15 protein-coding genes are annotated in these 18,160 nt (G+C 49.6%); 10 read left to right on the top strand and 5 right to left on the bottom strand.

What is annotated here, in order from left to right; genetic code table 11:
• The first annotated feature begins 238 nt into the window (after positions 1-238).
• Both ABWH99_RS01425 and ABWH99_RS01420 read left to right on the top strand, forming a co-directional pair.
• Positions 239-811, top strand: coding sequence for an RNA polymerase sigma factor (locus ABWH99_RS01425; RefSeq protein WP_375584534.1), 573 nt, complete (start codon positions 239-241; stop codon positions 809-811).
• The gene (locus tag ABWH99_RS01420) at positions 804-2,171 is read left to right on the top strand and encodes a hypothetical protein (protein ID WP_375584533.1); all 1,368 of its coding nucleotides are present in this window, start codon (positions 804-806) and stop codon (positions 2,169-2,171) included. Before ABWH99_RS01425 ends, ABWH99_RS01420 begins: the two co-directional genes overlap by 8 nt.
• A 226-nt stretch (positions 2,172-2,397) precedes the next feature.
• Here ABWH99_RS01420 and ABWH99_RS01415 read toward each other — a convergent pair whose 3' ends face one another.
• Positions 2,398-5,832 (bottom strand): ThuA domain-containing protein, encoded by a 3,435-nt coding sequence (locus ABWH99_RS01415; protein WP_375584532.1) that lies wholly within the window; start codon positions 5,830-5,832, stop codon positions 2,398-2,400.
• 163 nt (positions 5,833-5,995) lie between these two features.
• Complete coding sequence (locus ABWH99_RS01410; RefSeq protein WP_375584531.1) at positions 5,996-6,880, bottom strand: UbiA family prenyltransferase; 885 nt, start codon at positions 6,878-6,880, stop codon at positions 5,996-5,998.
• Between the two features lie 87 nt (positions 6,881-6,967).
• Here ABWH99_RS01410 and ABWH99_RS01405 point away from each other — a divergent pair, with 87 nt between their 5' ends.
• Genes ABWH99_RS01405 through ABWH99_RS01395 form a run of 3 tightly spaced genes read left to right on the top strand, consistent with a single transcriptional unit; the run spans position 6,968 to position 9,652 of the window.
• Positions 6,968-8,047, top strand: coding sequence for a type III polyketide synthase (locus ABWH99_RS01405; protein WP_375584530.1), 1,080 nt, complete (start codon positions 6,968-6,970; stop codon positions 8,045-8,047).
• Entirely contained in the window at positions 8,044-8,751 is a 708-nt protein-coding gene (locus ABWH99_RS01400) for a methyltransferase domain-containing protein (RefSeq protein WP_375584529.1), read from the top strand. Before ABWH99_RS01405 ends, ABWH99_RS01400 begins: the two co-directional genes overlap by 4 nt.
• A gap of 49 nt (positions 8,752-8,800) precedes the next feature.
• A complete protein-coding gene (locus tag ABWH99_RS01395; RefSeq protein ID WP_375584528.1) occupies positions 8,801-9,652 on the top strand; it encodes a mechanosensitive ion channel family protein in 852 nt (283 codons plus the stop codon).
• Positions 9,653-9,790: 138 nt separating this feature from the next.
• Here the strand turns inward: ABWH99_RS01395 and ABWH99_RS01390 are convergent, their stop codons facing one another.
• Entirely contained in the window at positions 9,791-10,597 is an 807-nt protein-coding gene (locus tag ABWH99_RS01390) for a hypothetical protein (RefSeq protein WP_375584527.1), read from the bottom strand.
• Between the two features lie 478 nt (positions 10,598-11,075).
• Between ABWH99_RS01390 and ABWH99_RS01385 the strand changes: the two genes are divergently transcribed.
• The 5 genes from ABWH99_RS01385 (at position 11,076) to ABWH99_RS01365 (ending at position 15,504) form a co-directional block, all read left to right on the top strand.
• A complete protein-coding gene (locus ABWH99_RS01385) occupies positions 11,076-12,857 on the top strand; it encodes a MutS family DNA mismatch repair protein (RefSeq protein ID WP_375584526.1) in 1,782 nt (593 codons plus the stop codon).
• 66 nt (positions 12,858-12,923) lie between these two features.
• Positions 12,924-13,076: a lmo0937 family membrane protein gene (locus ABWH99_RS01380; RefSeq protein ID WP_375584525.1), complete on the top strand. Its 153-nt coding sequence runs from the start codon at positions 12,924-12,926 to the stop codon at positions 13,074-13,076.
• 102 nt (positions 13,077-13,178) lie between these two features.
• A complete protein-coding gene (locus ABWH99_RS01375; RefSeq protein ID WP_375584524.1) occupies positions 13,179-14,321 on the top strand; it encodes a 5-(carboxyamino)imidazole ribonucleotide synthase in 1,143 nt (380 codons plus the stop codon).
• A complete protein-coding gene (purE, locus tag ABWH99_RS01370; protein ID WP_375584523.1) occupies positions 14,318-14,836 on the top strand; it encodes a 5-(carboxyamino)imidazole ribonucleotide mutase in 519 nt (172 codons plus the stop codon). The genes ABWH99_RS01375 and purE overlap by 4 nt, the downstream gene beginning before the upstream one ends.
• A 344-nt stretch (positions 14,837-15,180) precedes the next feature.
• Positions 15,181-15,504, top strand: coding sequence for a hypothetical protein (locus ABWH99_RS01365; RefSeq protein WP_375584522.1), 324 nt, complete (start codon positions 15,181-15,183; stop codon positions 15,502-15,504).
• A 211-nt stretch (positions 15,505-15,715) separates the two neighbouring features.
• Here the strand turns inward: ABWH99_RS01365 and ABWH99_RS01360 are convergent, their stop codons facing one another.
• Positions 15,716-17,746 carry a glycoside hydrolase family 3 N-terminal domain-containing protein gene (locus tag ABWH99_RS01360; RefSeq protein WP_375584521.1) on the bottom strand — a complete coding sequence of 677 codons (2,031 nt, stop codon included), beginning with the start codon at positions 17,744-17,746 and terminating at the stop codon, positions 15,716-15,718.
• 102 nt (positions 17,747-17,848) lie between these two features.
• Entirely contained in the window at positions 17,849-18,061 is a 213-nt protein-coding gene (locus ABWH99_RS01355; protein WP_375584520.1) for a hypothetical protein, read from the bottom strand.
• Positions 18,062-18,160 lie beyond the last annotated feature (99 nt).

Genomic DNA, 18,160 nt, shown 5'->3' with positions numbered 1-18,160 from the left:
TTTCAACGAACTAGTCCGACCAGGGTATGCAAACTAGCGGTTCCTTCAATGTTGTAAGCGAGCGGTTACCCAAAGCGCTACTTGTTAAGAAAAAACAAAGATTTTTTGGTCAGTGAATGCGATCGTTTTTTTATCTTTCCCCCGTATTACGCTATATATCTAGCAATCCGTTGCCTGGAGCAAGAATTTTTTTGAGTGAGGCAACCGTTTTGGGCGTTTTCAACGTGATGTATTCAAGATGAACTTACCCGATTCCAAGGAACTCCAGGAGCTGATTCGTCTCTGTCGCAAGAATAATCGGAAAGCAGAGGAGCGCTTATTCAAAATGGCTTATCCCCTGGCCTTAAATGTGTCTCGTCGGTACACGACGGACCTGGACGAGGCACGGGTGGTAGTTAATGAGGGCATGCTGAAAGTATTTCGGCAACTTGAGACCTACAGCCCGGATTTGAGTTTTGGTGGCTGGGTCCGCCGCATCATGGTCCATTCGGCCATTGATCATTTCCGCCGTAAGAAGCGGTACGAAGATCGGCACCGAAGCTACGAAGAGGCACCGCTTTCCTCTTCATTTGACGATGACCTACTGGATAAAATCAGCGCCGAGGAAATCCTTGCCCTGGTACAGAACCTCTCTCCCGCCTACCGCACGGTATTTTCCCTGTATGCGGTAGAAGGGTACACGCACCGGGAAATCGCCGAACAATTGGGTATTTCAGAAGGGACCTCCAAATCCAATTACGCAAAAGCCAAGGCAAGCATGCAAAAGGCGTTGGCCGCTCTCCACCTCGAAAAGCAAATCAATCATGGCTAAGCAAGATCCATTTGAAAAGAAAATCAGGGACAAGCTCGAAGGGCTTTCCTCCCCGGAAGACGAGGAGGCCTGGGAAAAATTTGCCCCGCTGCTGCACCAGCCGAGCGCTCCTTTCTGGAAGCATTGGTTATTTCCCTACCTGTATCTATCGGTTCTTTTTCTGGCTGGCCTTTGGTGGTATGCACCAAGGGACGAAAACCTACTTCCCGACTCACGGTATCAAAAGGAAGTAACGGCGGTAGTGGATACGGTATACCTCCGGGACACCGTGTACCTGATCGATACCGTTTACTTATACCGAACTAGTTATACGCAGCAGGAGACTGGCCCTGGCTATCCGGCGGGCAATCCCCTCATCGGTTCCGGGGAAAATATCTCCGAATCGCAGGGCTTGTTAGATGCAACGAGCGTTGACCGGTCTACCGGCCCGGGTCAACCGGTATTCAGAGCAGACAAACCGGCAGATCTCGGTACGGAATCAAGGCTAGCGGATACCCCGAACGGTTCCTTCTCCAACAGAACCGCTGAGCAGTTAGGTGTGCGGAACGATTCCCTCGTTTCAGGTGGGCCGGATCCGGATACCGGGTCCATTTTGGCACAGTCCGCGGACAATCAACCCAAGCGAAAGTCCCTGGCCGCCCCTGCACCGGTCGCGCCGGAAGAATTTGTGATGCGCACAGACAAGGAACTGGTGGTGGGAGATACCAGCAACCTAAACCAAACGCCGGTTCCCGAAAAAAGCAAGGCTACACTTCGTCTGGAGGCCGGTACATCCTTGCTTTTTCCGATCAGTCGGTTGATTGAGTACTATACGCCTAATCAGCAGGGGGTTCACCTGGGCGTGGAATGGGACAATGGATGGGGGCTGTACCTTGGGGCCATACGAAATCAGGTAGAAGGAGAGTTGGACGATGAGGAAATCATGGCGCTGGATCCGGCATTGGTGGATGGACTGCCCGAAGTGCCGCAGGATATTAGCAGCCTGGACGAAATCTACCTGACCAATCGGCAGTGGTTTTTTCCGCTGGAACTGCGCTGGCGAAGTCCTAGCTTTGCGGGAGTGAGTTTTGAAAGCGGTTTTGGGATAGTGGGTAACTACCTGTCCCGACAGGACATTATCTACGAATATGAAAATAATTCAGAGCTGGAATACCGGTATGCCTCCGATCCCCTTCGCCAGTTTACGATCAGTCATGTACGAATGGGTATTGGAACCAATTATCGGGTAGCCAGGCGTTGGAAACTGTTTTTGCGGAGCCAATACTGGCTCCCGGTATCCCGAACGGGCCTGTTTAAGGACCGCACCCACGGAGTGGAGGTTGGCGTCGGTGTTCATTTTCTGCTTGGAAAATTGAATTGACTTCCTGCGGCCGGAACGCTGTCGGCAGTACCCGGGTCAGCTGAATCTGAAACAGCAGCAGCTTTGCCTGCCGGAAACCTGCCCGGGTAGTATATCCGGATGCAGTGGGGCCTGAGTTCCCCTGGGGCAAGTGGCAAAAAAAACCACCCGGTATCCAAGGACACCGGGTGGTTGAATCCCGGGGAACCGGGTTTTTATTTCTGACCGAGCAATTCAGCGGTTTTCCTTAGTCTGGGACCATCTCTATGGATAGGAAAGCGAGGTTTACCTTTTCTGCTTGATTCAAGGGTTCTATGACAAGGTACAGGTCTTGCATTCCCTCCTCCGGTACGTTTTCAAACGATAGCAGGAAGTCGTATCCGCTTCTACCTTGTCCGGGTTTTTTACGAAGTACCGACTGGCCGATTCGTGGGCCGTCCGGAGCTCCCACCCGGGCTTCTATCTGGTAACCGAATGCGAACGGATTTTGAGAACCGGCCGTAAAATCAATGCCTTTCAATCCGGCAAGGTCAATGTTTTTCAGGGACAGGTATCCCCGCTCCGTGGGGGCAACCAGGATTTTCTGCCCTTCAAAATCTACCAAATCGAACCCGGAGCTTTCGCTCCATTCGTCAAAGCCGATCTTGCTGTTCCGCAAATAGGCGGTAGTAGCACTACTCAGTGGTTTGGTATTTTCGCCTCCACGGTCCGTGAAACTGGCATTCAGGATCATGACACCATCGTTGGATAGTGCTTTTCCCTGAAGCGGATCCAGCCTTCCGGAGGGTGGAAGGCTGGTTTCCAGACTTTCCAATTCCTCAAGCGAAAGCACCCAGGCAACAATTTTCCGGGCATCGCCTTCTTTTAACGAAGGATTGGCTGGCATCATGGTTTCTCCCCAGACGCCGGACCCGCCTTTAATGATCTTATTGATCAGGTGATCCGCTGCCTCTGGATCGTCGGCATATTTTTTGGCAACTGCGGTGTATGCCGGACCCACAGAGACCGCGTCTACCTGATGACAGGTTTTGCAGGTCAGCGATTCCATGATACTTTTTCCTGCCATGGCTTCCGACATGATCTGATGCCCCATAGCGGCCTCCGCCTGATCAAATCCCTCGATATAATCCGCTGAAACGTAGAGGTTGGAAAGGTCATTGCCGGCTTCGGGATCATCCGGATCGAGCACGATCACCTCATAGGCAACGGGTTTTCCCGGGAAATAAAAGGAGGAATTGCCGGCAAACTGAATGTGTACTTCGGGCGCTACGTTTCCTGCATACACGTTCAATACCGAGCTTTTGGCAGCTTCTTTCTCGCTATCCCGGACCGTTACCGAGATATCGTAGTCGCCAATCGATTCGTAGGTATAGGTCAATGTCGGTGCGGTGGTTTCGATGGATTCTCCGTTTCCGAGATCCCAGGTATAGGTTAGGGCATCTTTTTCCGGATCACTGGCAGTAACGGCCAGCTGAACCTGTAAGGGTAGGGTTCCCGACGTTTTATCCGAGGTAATCCCGGTAACCACTGGTGCGCGGTTGCCTGGGTTGTAATTTATGACGGAAAGGGCTGCGTCTTCATTGGCGCTGAACCAGCCATTGCCGTATTCCAGCAGGTACAACTTTCCGTCGGGGCCCAATTCCAGGTCGATGAGTGCATTTTGTCGCACCTCCTCCATGAACGGCTCCATTTTGACATAGTCCCCGTTTTCATCCATGGTGACTGCCTTGATCCAGCCACGAATCCAGTCGTAAATAAATAGCTTGCCATCGTAATAATCAGGTAACCCGCCCCCATTGGGGAACAAGTCCGAGTAATACACCGGGCCAGCCATGGCGTTTCTACCGCCGGTTCCGACCTGCGGGAATTCCGGCGATTCGATGTAGGGATAGTAGATAAATGCCGGTTGGGCGGGAGGTAATTCGTTCAATCCCGTATTGTTGCGCGAAATGTTCACAGGCTTGAGCGGATCAAACTGTATTCCAGATTTTCCGGCGTCAAAATCGTAGGCATTGTAGGGGTAATTGTTTCCGACAAAGAAAGGCCAACCAAAAAAACCTGCTTCTTTTGCCTGGTTTACCTCGTCATAACCCTTGGGACCACGCACCCCCAGGCTGTCTGCCCGGGCATCGGGTCCCACCTCGCCCCAATACAGGTAGCCGGTTTTTTGGTCCACACTGATTCGGTAAGGGTTTCTGTTGCCCTGTACATAGATTTCGGGTCTGGTTCCTGCGGTTCCTTCCGGATACAAATTACCCTCAGGGATGCTGTAAGAACCGTCTTCATTCACTTTTATGCGGATGATTTTTCCGCGAAGGTCGTTGGTGTTCCCAGAGGACCTCGCTGCATCGTATTGTTCAAAACCCGGTCGGTCGTCCAGTGGGGCGTAGCCTTTCAGGGTATACGCCTGGTTGGGTTGGTTAAAGGGCGTGGAATTATCTCCGGCCGATACGTAGAGAAGTCCTTCGCTATCGAAGGCAATGGATCCTCCCGTATGGCAACAAATGTCCCGCTGGGAATAGAATTCGAGGATCACCTGCTCGGAATCCATTTTCCATTCATCGGATTCAAACTTAAAGCGAGACAGTCGGTTCACTGATTTGTCCGTGGGACTATAAAAAACATATACCCAGTGGTTATTTTCATAGTTTGGGTCTGCTTTGATACCCATCAGGCCCTCTTCTGCATTTACTCTCGGCACATCCGTTTTCCAGTAGACGTCCAGGTGAGCCACCTGGCTGGTGGTGGAATCCCCATTTTTGTAGAGCATGATTTCTCCCCTGCGTTGGGAAACCAAGATGTCCAGATTGGGCAGAATGGCCATCTCAGTAGGTTCGGTAAATTCTCCTTTTACCAGGTTGACTTTTTCAAAGCGATCGGCCTCCGGAACCCGTTTGCTACTCGCCCGGGAATAGTCTAGTTTTTTATTCCTGCCGATGGCATAGCGAATGCCCTCTGCCAGGTGCCGCAGGAAGAGTTCTTCCCGAAAGGATTCTTTGGTATGCCCACCACCGGTGTAAAAGGCCCTGCCTCCGTCGTATTCGTGGTACCAGGCGATGGGGTGCTCGCCCATATCTTCTCCCCCTTCGTAGCTGCTTTCATCCAGGGTCATCAGCACACGTACGTCCGGGTTCCAATTTTTGTAGCTGTACCATTCGTCTGTTCGGATCCACTGGTCCGGTAGGAAGGAGGTGCTTTCATGGGATTTATCTACCACATCCAGCTTGCCTTCCTGGACGTTGGGGTGCGGGTCGTTGATGCCCGGATGGTCGGAAAAATAGCCGCCGGTCATTTTCCCATACCAGGCCCAATCGTATTCGGTATCCGCCGCCGCATGGATGCCCACAAAGCCTCCACCTGCTTGTATGTAGCGTTCAAAATCTGCTTCCTGAAAATGATTGAGTACATCCCCGGTAGTGCTTAGAAAAACGACTGCACTGTATTCCTTGAGAATTTCCTCCGTGAAAAGCGCTGCCTGGGTGGTGGTGTCCACCAAAAAGCCGTTCTCTTGTCCCAGTTTCATAAGTGCCTGCAATCCCTCGGGGATGGACTCGTGGTAATATCCTTCGGTTTTCGCAAAAACCAATACTCTGGGCTCGCCGGATCTTGTGGAACAGGCACCCAGGAAAATCATGGCAATAAAAAGGGCCAGAAAGCCCTTCGTAATCGTGTTGCTATACATACCTGAATGTTAATTTTGCAGCAATATAAAGAATATCTTTTTTTTGGCAGCTTCCTTCATCAAAATTGTAGTTGAAGGGTATCCTGGCGCCAGAAACTGTAGGAAGGGCTACCTTTTTCCGAAACAACGTTTTTTGGCGTTTGCTTCCAGATCTCAATCGAGGTCAGGACAGCAGCGGCGGCGATTGCCAGAGCAGGTAAATGAAAAATGCATTCAGTGCGGTCGCGGAGATTTTGTTCATCCACATACTCATGCCATGAGACACATAGGTGGTGGGGTTTTTTTGAGCCAAAAAAAACCAAATAGAAAAATAGAGGACCACCGGAAGCATGGCAAGTAGGAAAATCCAAATCGCCCAGGGCTGATTTGTGTAGTAGAAGTAGGCAGCAAAGGCAAGGCCACCTAGCAGCAGCCAGATCGACGAAAACCCGAAGGTGCCCGATAGGCCCAGCTTGAGACTGAGTGTCTGATCGCCGCGTTTTTCATCTTCCTCGTGTTGGTAAATTTGTGTAAGCGGGTAGGAGCCCAGAAGTAACACACTGGTCAGGGTTGCCGGCATCCAGAGGCTTTCGGGAAGCGGCCAGATAGCCGGCGAATCGGCCAGGCCTTCTATGCACATCCAAAAAGTGAAGGCTCCCTGAAAAAACCCGGCTGTAAGCCAACTGATGTAGGGGTATTTTTTTAGCCGGATGGATGGATGACTGTAGGCCATGGAAACCAATCCGTAGACCAGGACCATCCAGAAGAAGGCCGTGCCAAGGTATAAGGCAAGCCCCAGCGCAATTACGAAAAACAAGAGGGATAAGTAATACAGGTCCAGACTTACTTTTTTCGGGTTTTTTAAGCCTCCGATGCTCTTTTCATCTTTGTCAAAATAACTGTTGTACCCATTGCTTGAGGGGTATAAAAATAGGTGGAGAACCATCCAAACGATAACCGCACGAAAGGCATGGACCTCTGGCAGCGTGGCGAGGGCAAAAAAATAGACCGGCATCAGGTAGTAGGAAAAGGGAATTCGCAGGTGTTCCCAACTTGATTTCTTGAACATAGTTAGAAAGCTTGATAACTTTTCGTCACGGCAACTGTTTTTTACTTATCTTGAAAATTACAATAAAAATAAGCTAAAATAAAATCCATGAATAGCCAAATCGTCAGCATTGGGCTGGCTAACCCGGGAGAACCCATCCCACAGGACAAAATCAGTCGCTTCATGCAACTGGCGCATGGGTTGGACCCTCTGGAGAGCAGAAAATTGGGTTTTATTTACCGCAAATCGGGGATTCTGGAGCGATACAGTGCCCTAAACGATTTCAACTTCGACGATCCCGATAAGTTTGATTTTTTCCCCAATAATAAACGCCTGGAGCCTTTTCCAGGTACGGCCAAGAGAATGGAGGTATTTCGGAGTGTAGCCCCTGGCTTGGCGCAAACAGCCATTCGACAATGTCTGCAGGGGGCAAACATGCAGCCTTCGGAGGTGACCCATCTGATCCTGGTTTCCTGTACGGGCATGTACGCACCCGGCGTGGAAATGGACATCATTCAGACCATTGGGTTTCCCAATACAATCGAGCGCTACGCCATTCATTTCATGGGCTGTTATGCTGCTTTTAACGGGATTAAACTGGCAGACAGGATTTGCCGAAGTGAACCCAAGGCCCGGGTACTGATTGTGGGCGTGGAGCTCTGCACCATTCACTTTCAAAAAGAGTACAGCGAGGACAACGTAATCGCAAATGCACTCTTTGGGGATGGAGCTGCCGCCGTTATGGTTAAAAACGCAGAACGTGGATTGGGTATCCTCAACTACCAGAGCAATATTCTTATCGAAGGAGAAACCGATATGGCATGGACCATCGGTGATTTTGGTTTCGAAATGAAGCTAAGCAAATACATTCCAGATTTATTGAATCGAGGCATCCATGAATTACGAAAAAACCTTCAAAGCAAGTTCGATATCGCGCAGATCAATCAATTCGCGATTCATCCGGGAGGTAAACAGATCCTGAAAAAAATTGAATCAGCCTTTGGTATCGAACAGGTACAAAATGGACACGCCCACCGAATTCTCGAAAAATTCGGGAACATGTCCTCGGTAACCATTCTTTTTGTTCTCGCGGCTATCCTGGAAGACCCGGGCATGCAGGGAGAGGTATTGGCCATGGGTTTTGGTCCCGGACTCACCCTGGAAACCTTATTGCTTCGGAAAACATGAGCAAGTTTGCGAACCGAAGTTATACGAAGGAATTGATGGACGATCTGCATTGCAGCGGCAAGGAGCTCGAGCAAACCTTGGCCGAACTCCGTACCATTAACTGGCTGTTGGGGGGGAATCGAGTGACGACCTCCGGAATACGCTACCTGATTGGTAAAAACAGGCAAACGACCCACCGAATTGCGGATTTGGGCTGCGGGAGGGGAGACATGGCATTGGTTCTAAAGAAATGGGGGGATCGCCACCGGTATTCCCTCGAAATAACCGGCATTGATGCCAATCCTCACATCATCGCGTTGGCCCGGGAGACCATACAATCGAAGTACCCCGAGATCGGATTCAGGGTGGGGAACGTGTTTGATACGCAGTTTTTGGACCGACCGGTGGATATTCAAACCTGCACCTTGTTTACCCACCATTTTACCGACGAAGAACTGATCCGGATGCTGTGTAATCTCAAGGAACACACCCGGGTCGGTATGGTGATAAACGACCTGCACCGGCATTTTCTGGCCTACTACAGCATCAAAGGACTGACAGCTGCTTTTTCCCGCTCCCGCATGGTGAAAAACGATGCGCCACTTTCGGTTTTACGCGCGTTCAGAAGAACGGATTGGGAGCGGATATTACGAGCGGCGGGAATTACTACCTATAAAATTTCGTGGCATTGGGCATTCAGATGGCAGGTTATTTGTTGGTTTTGAAAAAATAATTCTAATTTGAGATAATTTTAACGCTAAAATCTAATCAAACATGGAATTGGAAAACCTGGACTTTGAAGGCATGGCCGCAAATGTGGCCCCCCTTTTGTTGACCGCCGCAAAGAGTATTCTCATTGCATTAGTTGTTTATTTTATCGGTAAATGGGTTATTCACTTTACCTTACGGGCAACCGATAAGATTTTTGTCAAGTACGAGGTGGAACCGTCCCTTGCTTCGTTCTTGAAAAGCTTTTTGAAGGGCTTGTTATACATTGTCCTGATTCTTGCAATTTTATCCACGGTAGGTGTGGAGGTAACCGCCTTTATTGCCGTGTTGGGTGCTGCGGGTTTGGCCATAGGTCTGGCACTTCAGGGCTCCCTGGCCAACTTTGCCGGGGGTATCCTTATCCTGATCTTTAAGCCCTTTAAAGTAGGAGATACCATCGAAGCACAGGGGACCCTGGGTTCGGTCGAAACCATTGCCATCCTCTACACCACGGTTCGAAATTTTGACAACAAAGTCGTCACTATTCCCAACGGCGCACTCGCAAACAACAGCATCGTGAACTTTTCTGTCAAACCGACCCGCCGTATTGACATGTCGGTGGGGGTGGCCTATGGTACCGATTTGAAAAAAACGAGACAAGTCATCCTGGATACCCTGAAAAAAGACGAACGCATACACGCCGATCCCGCGCCAGCGGTTTACTTTACAAATTTTGGAGATAATTCCCTGGACCTGACGGTTCGTTGTTGGGCCAATGCCGATGACCTATGGCCCGTTTTTTGGGATAGCATGGAAGCGCTAAAAGAATCACTGGAGGCGAACGCCATCGAAATTCCCTTCCCGCAGCGAGACGTGCACCACTTTTTTCCTGAGGGAAAGCCAGAAATAAAAGGGTAAAAAAGCCGGAGCCTCTGACACTACCAAGTTAAGAGGCTCCGGGTAAACCCTACACTAAAAAATTAACCAACTACCAAAATTAACCAACTTCACTTCCGTCCCACTCGTAATTAATCTTCAAAAAAATATACTCTTTATTCAACGGCTGCCACCACAATCTTCTGAATTGAACGTGAACAGCACTTGTTGATTTCCCCTTCCTTTTAGCTGCAAACTACCCTGAGAAGGGATAGAACTTCCGGCAGACATGCATTCCTGCAAATACACCACCGGGCTAATTATTTCAAAGAATGTTTTTTCGTCATCCAAATCGGTTGCGATGGTTCCGTATCCCTCAAGGTAAATCCGAAATCCCCTTTCTTCTGTCGATAGTTTCAAATCCTTGATATGCACATGATCCAGCATGTAGGTAACTCCTTTTAACGAAGTTATTTGAAAATCGCTACTCACGGACGAAAAACGGATGCTCTTGTTTTCGTACTGAAATCCTAGATTTTCCAGTATTCTCGTCCCTTTCAATGATTGCCCATTCAGGGAAAAGTTTTCAAACCCGATGCTGGCGGTGCTTCCTTTTGCCAAAAACGAATCGGTGTAAGCGATAGTGACGATTCCTTTTTTCTCAATACCTCTTTCGCTTACGCAGCCAGTGCCGAAATCTATCGTCATCCTGCGGTTTTTCTCGTCTCGGACGATAACCGAGCCCGGACAATCGGACAGATTCAGCATGGGAGCAATCCTTTCCTGCATTAAATTTTGCTGCGTCATGGCAGAAAACACCAGCAGGTCCAACTCCTCCAACAAGCCCATCGTGTTTGCCATCTCCTCTGAAGACACCATACCCGGTAAACTGTCCCATTCCGCTTCCTCTACGGACTGACAAGAAAGAAACAGGAACGGGAGGGCCAATACAATCCACCTAACCAACGTAAATCCCGGAGCTCCCATGGCAATCGTACTTCAATGATCTTTTGTTTATGAACGAAATGTACTATTGAAAAATGTTTTAAACCAAAAAATTTCCAACTTTCTTCCTTTAAAAATTAACAAAGCATATAATTGATTTTGAAAAACAAAAATCAGGGTATAGCTGCCGATGTGCGCTAAAAATTGTGCTTTCCGTTCAAAAAAATGAATTTGAAATCAGGAAGAAAATGCACTACGTTTTAAGTGGCCGCTTTTTGCCGGTAAAAATAAAATTCAATCTGAGATAAGTATAATTTTCTACTCAATACGTTCCGCGTGTTTCTTTTCGGACCGGCTGATTTTCCGCCGCTTGGGACCGGCAAGTAGGGGTTTGGGTCTTGTTCCACTGCCCGGGATGACACTGCTTTTTGTCGTTTCGAGGGCATAGGGTCGGTCCTGGCGCGGCGGGGTCAAAATTCTTTTTATCTTTGGCCTTTCACTCGTTACATTCGATTCATCCATGAAAACCAATTTTGATTTAAGGGAGCCGGAGAAGTCACTTGAAGGTGCCCGGGAAAAAGCATTGCTTCTTTCCTTTGGGAGATTGGTACTTTTCTTTGCGATAGCTACCGTGCTGGTCGTCGGAATTTCCGAATCAAACTGGATCGCCCTGCTGTTTTTACCTTTAAGTGCCTTGTTTGTGGCATTGATTCTTCGGTTCAATAAGCAGAAGGATCTAGAGCGTTTTTACCAGGCGGTGCTGGAGATGAATGGATTTCGCCAAATGCGCAAAGAACGAAAATTTGCAGGATTTGATACCGGGGCCGACTTTGTTGACGCCCGGCACCCGTATTCCAGCGATCTGGATCTATTTGGAAACCACTCGCTGTTTCAGCTGCTCAATCACACGGTCAGCCAGGGGGGACGAAACCGATTGGCTCATTGGATGAAGTACCCGCTATCTCCGGCTGAAGCAAAGGAGAAACGGGAAGCCTTGCTCGAACTCAGCGAGAACGCGGATTTTTTGACCACGTTTGAAGGACTGGGCAAAGCATTTTTAAAACAGGAAAAAACCAAGGCGGGCTTTTACGCCTGGTTACAAAAGCCGATCTATTGGAAAACCTTTTTCCTGTTGCCGCTTTGGATTGGACCGATCATGGGGCTCGCGGTCCTGATAGGGGTTTTATTTGGCTGGATTTCCAGTGCCTACCTAAGTTTATTTATCGGACTGGGTTTGCTTTTATTGGGAGCCGTATTCCGGCCATTGATGGAAGCCATGAAAGTCCTTCCGAATGACAATGATTTGAAAACATTACAAGCCTGGGCTGATCTGCTGGAAAGGCAGAAATTTCGGCACCCTTTGCTGCTGCGTTTTCAGCAACCGGTAAAGAGCCACGGTTTTCTTGCTTCCAAGGCCCTGGGGCAGTTGCAAAGTCTCACATTTTTGGTAGAAAACCGCATCAATCTGATGTACCTGATTTTTAATATCTTTTTCTGGGCGGACTTTTTTGTGTTGTTCCGACTGGTTCGGTGGCAACAGAAGGTGGGATCCCATATGAGGGATTGGGAAGAGACGTTTGAAAACTGGGAGGCACTGGTTTCCCTGGCTGCCTTTGTACGGGAAGAGGGCTTGGGTGCGGACGTGCATTGGTCTACCCGGGAAGTATTGCAGCTAAAGCAAGTCAAACATCCCTTAATTAGACCGGAAGATTGCGTTGCGAATGATTTCGATTTCGGCGAGGGACAGCAGGTGGTGTTGCTTACCGGATCGAATATGTCGGGAAAGACTACCTTTATGCGCACGGTGGGCATCAATTTGGTTCTGGCGGGTATGGGAGTTCCTCCTTGTGCAGAAGCGATAACCTGTGGTCCCTTTCAGCTGTATACCAGCATGCGAAATACGGATAGTCTCGGTGAAAGTGTTAGCTCATTTTACGCCGAACTCGCCCGGATCAAGGGCTTGTTGGACGAAGCGGCGGCTGGAAAGAAACTATTTTATTTGCTGGATGAAATCCTGAAAGGGACCAATACCGCGGATCGAATTATGGGTAGCGAGGCCTTGATTCGGCAATTGGCGGCAAGTTCTTCCAAAGGAATCATATCCACACACGATATCGAACTTAGCGATATGGAAGCGGTAATGCCGACCCTGGTGAATTACAGCTTTCACCATGACATCCGGAAGGAAGAGATAGTTTTTGACTACCGAATCAAGCCCGGTCCCTGCCCGAATTTTAATGCGCAAAAGCTCATGGAACTCATGGGTATCCGCCTGTCAAAGACAGCCCCGGACAACCAATAATTAATTCTGGCACAACTATTGGTGCCTTAAACCTAAAATTTATAACCAATAGTAACCCACATCACTATGAGTTCTTTATTGTATGTCATCGCCATCATCCTCGTCGTCGGATGGATTTTTGGAGCTTTTGTTTACAGCGTCGGGGGACTGATCCATATTTTATTGGTCCTGGCGGTAATTGCGGTGCTTTTCCGCCTCATCGGCGGTAGGCCTGTCTAATTCGCCCGGCAGGGAAAACCACGCTTTACCCTCGGTTTTTTTATTTCCATTCGGTAATTATCCCTATTTTTGGGGCGTAGAATATAACCAGCATTAAGGCAGATGGGGCAATCGAATTACCAGAAACAAGTACTAGGCATATTGGGTGGCGGACAACTTGGGCGAATGCTCATCCAATCCGCTATCAATTACAACCTGACCGTGCATATTTTGGATCCGGATGCGGAGGCTCCCTGTAAACACCTTTGCAGCAAATTTATTCAGGGAGATCTGAAGGACTACGATACGGTCTATGCATTTGGCAAAGCATGTGACGTGATATCCATAGAAATAGAGCATGTGAACACCGCTGCACTGTACCAACTGGCGCAGGAGGGTAAAAAGGTTTTTCCCCAACCTCACATCATCGAACTGATTCAGGACAAGCGAACGCAAAAGCAGTTTTATCTGGATCGGGGTATTCCTACCGCACCCTTCGTGCTCACCGAAAACAGGGCCGATGTGGAGCGGCACCTGAGTTTTTTGCCGGCGGTACATAAATTGGGAAAGGAAGGTTACGATGGACGGGGCGTTCAAACCATCCCGGATGCCGGTGCCATCGGAAAAGCCTTTGATGCGCCGGGACTGTTAGAAAAATTTGTGGATTTTGATAAAGAACTGGCGGTGATTGTTGCCCGAAATGAACACGGAGACGTGAAGACCTTCCCCTCTGTGGAATGTGCCTTTCATCCGGTACACAACCTGGTAGAGTTTTTGTTTTCTCCAGCGAATATCTCGCCGGAAACCGATCGGAAGGCCCAGGCATTGGCGCTGGAAGTCATCGAAAAGTTAGGCATGGTGGGTTTACTGGCCGTGGAACTCTTTGTCACCAAATCTGGCGAAATCCTAGTAAACGAAATTGCCCCGCGGCCGCACAATAGCGGGCACCATACCATTGAAGCGAATTTCACTTCTCAGTTTGAACAACATCTGCGGGCCGTCATGGGCATGCCCTTGGGCGATACGGGCATTCGAAGCGGAGCGGCTATGGTCAACCTGCTGGGTGAGGCCGGCTATACGGGTGACGCATTGGTGGAGGGGCTGGACGAAGCCATCCGGGAAAAAGGTGTATACCTGCACCTGTATGGCAAAAAGTTAACCAAGCCTTTTAGAAAAATGGGACACGTGACCGTGTTGGAATCGGATACAAATCGGTTGAAAGAAAAAGCGCAGCGAATCAAGGAACTAATCAAAATAAAAGCATGAGTAAGGTTCAGGTAGGAATCATCATGGGTTCTCAGTCCGATTTGCCGATCATGGCAGAAGCGGCGAAATTCTTGGAAGAAATTGACGTAGCCTACGAGCTGACCATCGTATCGGCCCACCGAACGCCGGGGCGAATGATCGAGTATGCCGAAACGGCCCGCGACCGAGGGATAAAGGTGATCATCGCAGGAGCAGGAGGGGCGGCCCATTTGCCGGGGATGGTTGCTTCCCTGACTACCTTGCCGGTTATCGGCGTTCCCGTAAGGTCATCTAATTCTATCGACGGATGGGATAGTATTCTGTCCATTCTGCAGATGCCCTCAGGCATACCGGTGGCCACCGTAGCGCTGAATGGAGCCAAAAATGCCGGTATCCTGGCAGCTTCCATGGTAGGCGCCTTCGATCGGGAGCTCGGCGACCGCCTTGCGGCTTTCAAAAACTCCTTGAAAACGAAAGTAGAGGCGAGCGCCCGGGAAATCGAGCAAAAGGGCTGGAGAGAGCTATTGGGAGAGTAGCGGGTTTGGTAAGAACTGTTATTTTTTCATCTGTTTCCATGTTGATTTTTACTTATCAGAACCTGTCCCGATTCTCAATCGAGAGAATTTTTGCATCCGTGTACGGTGTGTGTTGGGAAGTGTTTAATGGGGTCAATTTTCTGCGTTTAAAGAAAACATACGGATGGACCAGCGAAAAATACATCGGTACCAGGCATCTTGAATCTGGACAAAAGGGAGGATCTGTTCGTACAGTCGGTAAGATCAATATCGCATAAAACCCCCTGAAATCGGTAGTTGCTTTTTTCCTGCTGGGATTTTTCCTCTCGGCCTGCACGGATTCGGAAGCCCCAATTCTTCCAGAGGTGCTAAAGGGAACCCGGATAGAACGGTTTGACATGGAAAACGAGGGCTTGCATTTCGTCCGGATAGAAGGTTTTGGTTTCTACGATAATGGTTCCTTTGGGCGCCGGATGGGGTATCGAGATCCCGATACCCATGTGCATCTGGGTGGTACCTTTTATGGAAATTTGGATGAGCGTAGCCCGGTGAGCCCTTACTCCGAGACCCGGGCAGACCTGGCGTTACAGGAAAACGGAAGCCGAAGGGAAATGTACGCTCCCTGTGATCCCCTTTCTTCGGCACGATGTCGTCCAAAAAACACGTTGCATAAGCAGTCTCCGCTCTAATTGTCGGGATCGGTGGCAGCGTTTCCCTAATTCCCGGGATCCTGCCAACATGATTTCAGCCAAATTTTCACTTTAGTTTCGAATGCATGGAAACGTCGGTAAATGCCTGCGACCCCCTACTTATCGGCGTTCCGCCAATTGCTCCGCAGGTCCGTGAATGTTACCCCTCAGGTCTACTACCAGGAGATTGACGTTGCGATTTGAAAATGGTTCAGTAGGTCAGGCCGAAGCCAAAGGGATACAGCGTATCTTCCTGCGGGTATCCGGGTGCATCAGGCGCCTGATCGACTACCGCCTCCGGCTTATTAGCCAGGGCGAAGGGCAGTTTGCCTTCCGGCTTGAACTTTCCCGTCAGGACGTCCAGCAGGGCAGCATCACTGACTCCAAAGGTAGCCAGAATTGCCCCCGCATTGAGAAAGCCACTGTTTTCGTCCAGCACGTAGGGCTGCCGGAAATCGATCGCCAAAATGGTATTTTCCGGCCCCATCTTTTCCATAATGCTTTTTATCTCAGCTAAGGAAGGGCTGATTTTCCAAGAGCTGGAACCCTCCATATCGGAAAATGCAAGCCAATCAAGTTCCCGGGGATCTGCACCGCCAAACATCCGCCCACTTTCCCGTCCGCTGTTGCTGACATTGACCCTGATGATGGCATAGTCGGCGTCCTCGCTGATTTCCGCAGGTGTACCATTTTCACCTTGTTGATCACCGGCTAAGGCCCTGATCCCTGCCCATTTGGAGTCTTTGAATACCTCGTGATTCACGCCCATGGTATAAATGGAAACCGTGTCTCCCTTTTCAGGCAGTCCCAGGGGAAGGTTCATTTTGTTTTGAAGCAAGACAATGGATTTTCTTTGGGCGATATCCGCTTTCCTTTGGTGGGAAGGATTGCCTAGCAGGTAAGCCGCCCGGTTGGGGTCCACATAGGGATTTTCAAACAATCCCAATTCAAACTGTTCTCTCAGAAGCCTTCTTACGGATAGGTCTACACGGCTTTCCGAAAGCTTACCGGATTGGACCAAATCCAGGATTTGCTGGTTGTCGTTGAAGCCCGATAGTACGTCTGTACCAGCTTCTATCGCTATAAGAATCTGTTCCTCTACGGTCTTGTCTTCAAGCCCCCATGCCCGGTCGCCGATGATGCCGGTGTCAGAGTTGATATAGCCTTTAAAACCTAATTTTTCGCGCAGCAGCTCGGTGAGGATACCTTTGGAAAAGGCCATACCCACATCATTCGGCAGGTAAGCCTGGCCAACGGGTATGCCATAATAGGCCATGATAGACGAGGCTCCGGCATTCACGGCTGCCTGAAACGGGGCCAGGTGGTAATCGAAATTACCTGCGGGATACGCTTGGTTTTTGCCGAAGTCATAGTGAGGATCGCCGCCCCCTTCCTGGGGACCACCCCCGGGAAAGTGCTTGATTGTCAGCGCCACGCTGTTGGTACCGAGTGATGGGCCCTGAAGGTTTTTGACCAGTGTAGTGATGATGTCAGAAGCCAGCTTGCTGTCCTCGGTAAACGTTTCGTGTACACGGTACCAACGGGGTTCTGTGGACAGGTCAGCCATGTACCCGTACATGCCACGCAGACCAACGGCAGTCCATTCTTTGGCCATGATTTGGGCAAATTCAGCAATCAGTTTCATATCCCGGGTGGCAGCCAGACCGCTTTCCTTTGGCCAGGCCGAAAAAGCGCCTGCGGAAACATTGATCCCGGCCCTGGCATTAAAATCTACATGGTTCCGTGCATTGGATTTGAACACCACGGGTATGCCGAGCCTGGTGTTTTCAGCCAGTTCCTGAATGGAATTGGTAAATTGCGCAGCTTCAAAGGGAGTGATCTCCGCTCCTCCAAAACCAGTGCTCCCACCGGTTCGAACAGGATTGTTTTTCAACGCATTTCTAAAAACAAAACGGGTCATCTTTTCATCTTCGACGAACTGCACGGCCCGCTCGTCCATGCGACCATACGGCGCGGCATTCAGGGTGTTGATCAGTAGCATGCCTACCTTTTCATCCAGGTGCATTTGGCTCAGCAGGTTTTCGATCCGCTGTTCTACCGGCAGTCGCCAGTCCTCATAGGGGTCCAGTCGATTGTTTTTATTTAGATCCTTAAAGATCAGGTGCCCTTCATGCAATTCGGCCACAGCCCGGCTTTCTATGCGGGGTTGATGGGAATAACTGCCCTGCGCAAAGGCCTGAACGTATACAAATAAAATAACCAGTAGGAATCGGATTTTCATGCTTGCTTTAGTTTCCAAAGTTCTTTTGACAGATTTCCATCATTTGTTTTTCAACCGTATTTTATCAGAATGCCTACAGATCAACCGGATCCTGTCGGCTGATTAATTGGTATGACTCGCGATGCCTATCTTGGAGCGCCGCTTCCCGGGATGTCTGGGGTTGGCGTTTTCCTGCAGCCATTTCACTGCCCGACTGTAAGGGCGGTATTTCGGGTACTCCTGACGGGAAACCTCCTCCAACCGACTCATCCGTCCTGCGCTGGCACCACCCAAAGCCCCTATAATCGTTCCCTGCCAGACCGCAATAGGGTTCATCTGAAAGCCAAACTTGATGGTTGGTTGAGATTTCCTGATAGGTCATTTCCTGCAATAATGCCAGGAAAACGATTCGAACCCCTTTCCCGGTACAAATCT

It is taken from the genome of Cyclobacterium xiamenense (assembly GCF_042140265.1).
GTDB lineage: Bacteria > Bacteroidota > Bacteroidia > Cytophagales > Cyclobacteriaceae > Cyclobacterium > Cyclobacterium xiamenense_A.
This window is presented reverse-complemented; position numbering and strand designations above follow the sequence as displayed.

Excerpts from the sequence above, each read along its gene's own strand:
- ABWH99_RS01425 (WP_375584534.1), top strand. The coding sequence starts at position 239 with ATGAACTTACCCGATTCCAAGGAACTCCAGGAGCTGATTCGTCTCTGT.
- ABWH99_RS01420 (WP_375584533.1), top strand. The coding sequence starts at position 804 with ATGGCTAAGCAAGATCCATTTGAAAAGAAAATCAGGGACAAGCTCGAA.
- ABWH99_RS01415 (WP_375584532.1), bottom strand. The coding sequence starts at position 5,832 with ATGTATAGCAACACGATTACGAAGGGCTTTCTGGCCCTTTTTATTGCC.
- ABWH99_RS01410 (WP_375584531.1), bottom strand. The coding sequence starts at position 6,880 with ATGTTCAAGAAATCAAGTTGGGAACACCTGCGAATTCCCTTTTCCTAC.
- ABWH99_RS01405 (WP_375584530.1), top strand. The coding sequence starts at position 6,968 with ATGAATAGCCAAATCGTCAGCATTGGGCTGGCTAACCCGGGAGAACCC.
- ABWH99_RS01400 (WP_375584529.1), top strand. The coding sequence starts at position 8,044 with ATGAGCAAGTTTGCGAACCGAAGTTATACGAAGGAATTGATGGACGAT.
- ABWH99_RS01395 (WP_375584528.1), top strand. The coding sequence starts at position 8,801 with ATGGAATTGGAAAACCTGGACTTTGAAGGCATGGCCGCAAATGTGGCC.
- ABWH99_RS01390 (WP_375584527.1), bottom strand. The coding sequence starts at position 10,597 with ATGGGAGCTCCGGGATTTACGTTGGTTAGGTGGATTGTATTGGCCCTC.
- ABWH99_RS01385 (WP_375584526.1), top strand. The coding sequence starts at position 11,076 with ATGAAAACCAATTTTGATTTAAGGGAGCCGGAGAAGTCACTTGAAGGT.
- ABWH99_RS01380 (WP_375584525.1), top strand. The coding sequence starts at position 12,924 with ATGAGTTCTTTATTGTATGTCATCGCCATCATCCTCGTCGTCGGATGG.
- ABWH99_RS01375 (WP_375584524.1), top strand. The coding sequence starts at position 13,179 with ATGGGGCAATCGAATTACCAGAAACAAGTACTAGGCATATTGGGTGGC.
- purE (WP_375584523.1), top strand. The coding sequence starts at position 14,318 with ATGAGTAAGGTTCAGGTAGGAATCATCATGGGTTCTCAGTCCGATTTG.
- ABWH99_RS01360 (WP_375584521.1), bottom strand. The coding sequence starts at position 17,746 with ATGAAAATCCGATTCCTACTGGTTATTTTATTTGTATACGTTCAGGCC.
- ABWH99_RS01355 (WP_375584520.1), bottom strand. The coding sequence starts at position 18,061 with ATGAACCCTATTGCGGTCTGGCAGGGAACGATTATAGGGGCTTTGGGT.